Raw genomic sequence first — 4428 nt, 5'->3', positions numbered from 1 at the left:
GTCTTTGGGCTGATCTTGCAGGCTAGTTTAATGAATTTTTCCGTGTTTAAAGAATTTTTACCAAAAAAAGAAAAATATCTTCTTATAAAAACCGATTTAATTTTTATAAATGGATTCAGCATTAATCAAGTCGTCAATATTGTCGATATCAATTGAAAACTTATGTTCCATCTCAAATGGAATGACTGGCTTTTCAAAAAGATTTAATCGTTTTATGAAATTCATAAAGTTTGATATATAGATTGCTCCATTAATTAAGTATGTTGACTCTAAACTTTGTCTTGGGGCGGTAAGGCTGGCCCAATCAAAAACGGGCTCAATAACACCATTCCGAAAATATAAATTCTTTTGAATAGGGTGCTCTGTTTTGGTGACACTTACCAGACTTTTAGCATTAGACGCATTAAATCTTTCCTTGGCGTCTTTGATGTGTGTGGCACTACGCAAGGGCGATGTTGGCTGCAAAAGTATAAAATGCGTCGTTTCCTTATTCTGATTTACAAGCTCCAATAAAGTATGTTTGACTACATCAAGACTGCTGGATGAATCTGTTGCCAGTTCTTTTGGCCGGTCAATGACCTCAGCCCCCCAGGCCAAACTGACCTCTTTAATTTCGGGGCAATCTGTTGTTACAACAATGTGCTCAAAGCATTGGCTTTCCAGTGCTGCTGTTATGGTGTGAGCAATCATCGGTTTACCAGCAAGATCAAGAACATTCTTTCGTGGTAATCCTTTAGATCCTCCTCTGGCAGTGATAATGGCGGTATAGGTATTTTTTTGCATCAGGCTACTCCCTTGATGGCTGGTGCCATTAGTGAAAAGTCAACGTCATTGAACAGTTTTTGGTCTGCAGCAGACCAGATTTCTTCTTTCTGTATAATGGACATAAACTTTTCTGTACTATTGCCATCACCAAAATAGCTGTCTCTTCCCGTATTTTTATTGTGTGAGGCTCTTTGAATAGCGTTGTATATATCTTCGCTATCGTAACCAGTATTGATAATGCCTTTTGCAAAATACCTTGCATTCTGACGGTCGCCGATATTAATTGATGGCATACCATAGAAGGGTGTTTCACGAATACCTGCGCTGGAGTTGCCAATCATGCATTCAGAATTCTTCAGTAGCGTCAGGAATGACTCAAACCGGATAGAAGGGTAAATTCTAAAGTTTTCTCTGTCCTTCAATCGATCGTATTCTTTAAGAATGTAATCTGAACCTTCGTCATTGTTGGGGTATACAACCACAAAGTTTTTTTGACATTTCAATAAAGCGTCAACCATTGCCTTGGCATTGGCTGGCATATTATCAATATCAGTGGTTACCGGATGAAATAGAACAACGCTGTAATTTTCAAACGGTATAGCATAGTGTTCCTTCACCGTATCCAAATCAGGCAGGTCAGATGACAGCATGACATCTATATCGGGTGAGCCGATATTATGAATATATTCTTGCCTTTCTCCCATCTGGACCAGTCGTTTTACCGCCTCATTATTACTCACCATATGTAAGTGTGATAATTTAGAAACAGAATGACGAATAGATTCGTCGATCGTGCCAGAGCGCTCACCACCCTCAATATGGCACACCAGTGTATTAGTAAGGGCTCCTACAATAGCGCCCGCAAGGGCTTCGACACGGTCACCATGGATGACGAGCATGTCTGGTTTATTTTCATGAATATAGCGTGAGAGGCCTTTAATGGTGCTGGCCAGAATCATCTCCATTCTGTCGCCAACATGCTGGTTCATAAATGTGTAAACAGATGTATAACCTGCGCTTACAACTTCTTTGGCAGTGTAGCCATAGCGTTGTAGTGTATGCATGCCGGTAATAAATACTTGGCATTCAAACCTTTCATGGTTATCAGTTGCAAGCATTAAAGCCTTCATCTTACCATAATCAGCGCGTGTCCCTGTGAGGAAGAGTATTTTACGTTGCTCCATGACTTTTTTTCTGTTTAGAGGGGGATAGGAAGAGCTGACGAATGAACTTCGACAGCTCCTAAGAGTAAGTTAATTTACATCAGACTTTCTAATATGCTCGTCAGAGCTGATGTTTCGTGTCGCGACTTTACCTAGTAATGAGTTGAAGTCTTCTGCCAATATTTCCCCTGTGCCGGGGCGCTTGACCCAGATGTTGTCTTTACTGAATACATCACCTTCTGCGATATCTTTGATTGCAACAACCGTTGCGAAAGCGAAATCTATAGTAGGTTGTTCTTCTTTAATTGGGTTTTTTGTTCCGCCTAAAGCCTTATGGATGGTTTTAGATCCTATGATTAGCTCAGACATGGTTTTTGTGTCGTTTGAACAAACAATATCGGGTCCTGGTCGGTCCATTTTATCTGTAAAGTGCCTTTCAAGGATTTTGGCGCCAAGTGCTACAGCACCCAGGCATGCATAATTATCAACAGTATGGTCTGACAGACCAATTACAGCATTTGGAAATGCAGACTGCATTTCAGTCATAGCACCCAGTCTGACCAATTCTGGTGGTGTCGGGTAGACATTTGTACAGTGCAACAATGAATATGGCACGCCATGCTTTTCAATAATAGAGACTGCTTTTTTAATACTCTCTATGGTATTCATTCCAGTGCTGAGTATTATAGGTTTACCAAATGAAGCAATATGATCAATTAATGGGTAGTTGTTGCACTCACCGGAACCAATCTTATAGGCGGGTATATCCATTCGTTTTAGTCTGTCTGCAGCTGCACGAGAGAAAGGTGTGCTAATAAAAATCATACCTTTACTTTCGACATATGCTTTAAGCTTGATTTCTTCCTCTTCATTGAGTGAACATCTATCCATTATTTCGTATATAGAAACGTCAGCATTGCCGGGGATGACTTTTTTTGCATCTGCACTCATTTCATCTTCAATAACATGCGTTTGATGCTTAACCACTTCTACACCGGCATCAGCCGCAGCATCTACCATCTCAAATGCCGTTTTCAATGAACCTTCGTGGTTGATTCCAATTTCAGCAATAACCAGTGGTTCGTCATTTGGGCCAATTCGTCTGTTACCGATAAAAAATTCAGTCATATTAAACCTTTAAAGCTTTGGCTGTGTGTAAGTGAGTTTTATTCAAAGTATTAAATACAAGATTTAAGAGATTAGATTGTGAATTTAGAATCTACTATTAATATCTCTGGTGTAATGCATATTTGAAGAGGGTGTTCGTAGGTTTCCCCGAGCTATAAGTAGATTTACGTGATGCTTTGTATTGATTTATATCGAGACACGCTACCGCCCTTCGAGCTTTGCTTTATGAGTTGTTGTAGGACAAACACAAGCACGCATAGACTGAAACATCGAGATAGAAAATTTGGCTGAGCATTTTAAGATTTATGTTTTGATCAGGTAATTGTGTATTTTCGATGCCTTGATCGGTTTTGAGCACCTGTTCTGCAAATATCCTGTAACAGCGAAATAGAGAAAGCTAGCAGAGCATCTTAAGTGTTATTTTTTGTCTGCGTAATAGTGTATTTGCGCACTTGATTTAGGGGTTAGTGCATTACGTATTACTGCTATGTTCCAGTAAAGGTGCGAATATCAGCCAGGTAATAAATACCTGTATAAAGGTGGAGAAGTATCTGGATCTCTATTTTCCATATACATATTTTGCCTATGAAATTCAGTAGTCTTGTATTTTTTTCTGCAATCTATACGTCATTGGTGCTCTATACAATAGGTACTAACACTTACCGTTGATTTTCCTTGCCTAAGCTTCGCTCGCTATTTTATCGACGTCTACCGAGCGCTCGAACAGGTTGCATTGCTATTTTCAAATCCCGAATAAAAAACCATTAGGGCGTGCAGTATGAGTCTTGCAGATAGAGTTACGGCATTAGAAGAACATCGGGAGCATTGGGACAAGGTGCGTACTGGAACGTGGCCCGTAACTGAGCGGAATCTTCATAAAATCGGGCTAACCACCTGATTCCGTGCAGGAAAAATGAAATTCCTTATCAAACAGTCATATTGAAGTTTGATAAAACGAGGGTTTAGTTAAACGGGCAAAATCTGGACTGGAGCAGCCGGAATCGTCCGTAAAATGTTTCATTCTTCCGGTCTAACTATTCAAAGTCTGGTTTTCTCAGATTGTAGATGAGTATTCCAGGCTACCTGCATGAAGATTTGTCACGGTTACGGGCCACATACCGATCACTTCAGGTCGAGCTGATGGCTGACCCTTGGCAAGGCGATGTGATCCAGGGCACTGGCGGTTTGCGTAAGGTGCGTTTTGCTGGTAAGGGGAAAGGCAGGCGCGCTGGCCTGCGGGTCATTTATTATTATCTGGGTGAGCGCCAACGTTTCTACTTGCTAACCCTTTACAGCAAAAACGAGATGGCGGACTTGACTACGAATCAGAGGAAGCAGTTAAGACAATTTATGGAGGCATGGCGCAATGAGC

Annotated in this window: 4 protein-coding genes; 1 reads left to right on the top strand and 3 read right to left on the bottom strand. The window is 40.8% G+C overall.

Annotated elements, in window-relative coordinates:
- Positions 1-96: 96 nt before the first annotated feature.
- From KDK17_RS04860 to neuB, 3 genes are all read right to left on the bottom strand, one after another.
- Positions 97-783 (bottom strand): cytidylyltransferase domain-containing protein, encoded by a 687-nt coding sequence (locus KDK17_RS04860; RefSeq protein ID WP_257287484.1) that lies wholly within the window; start codon positions 781-783, stop codon positions 97-99.
- A complete protein-coding gene (gene neuC / locus KDK17_RS04855; RefSeq protein WP_257287483.1) occupies positions 783-1949 on the bottom strand; it encodes a UDP-N-acetylglucosamine 2-epimerase in 1167 nt (388 codons plus the stop codon). Before neuC ends, KDK17_RS04860 begins: the two co-directional genes overlap by 1 nt.
- A 69-nt stretch (positions 1950-2018) precedes the next feature.
- A complete protein-coding gene (gene neuB, locus KDK17_RS04850; RefSeq protein WP_257287482.1) occupies positions 2019-3056 on the bottom strand; it encodes an N-acetylneuraminate synthase in 1038 nt (345 codons plus the stop codon).
- A 1140-nt stretch (positions 3057-4196) separates the two neighbouring features.
- Between neuB and KDK17_RS04845 the strand changes: the two genes are divergently transcribed.
- Positions 4197-4428, top strand: a 232-nt coding sequence (locus tag KDK17_RS04845) for a type II toxin-antitoxin system RelE/ParE family toxin (RefSeq protein ID WP_257287481.1), incomplete at its 3' end; no start/stop codon positions are given.

This window comes from Endozoicomonas sp. SESOKO2 (assembly GCF_024606245.1).
Lineage (GTDB): Bacteria > Pseudomonadota > Gammaproteobacteria > Pseudomonadales > Endozoicomonadaceae > Endozoicomonas_A.
The sequence above is the reverse complement of the archived record's forward strand: the minus strand, read 5'-3'. Positions and strand labels throughout refer to the sequence as shown.

What these genes read in the sequence shown, in the direction of transcription:
- neuC (WP_257287483.1), bottom strand. Translation starts at nt 1,949, where the DNA reads ATGGAGCAACGTAAAATACTCTTCCTCACAGGGACACGCGCTGATTAT.
- neuB (WP_257287482.1), bottom strand. Translation starts at nt 3,056, where the DNA reads ATGACTGAATTTTTTATCGGTAACAGACGAATTGGCCCAAATGACGAA.
- KDK17_RS04860 (WP_257287484.1), bottom strand. Translation starts at nt 783, where the DNA reads ATGCAAAAAAATACCTATACCGCCATTATCACTGCCAGAGGAGGATCT.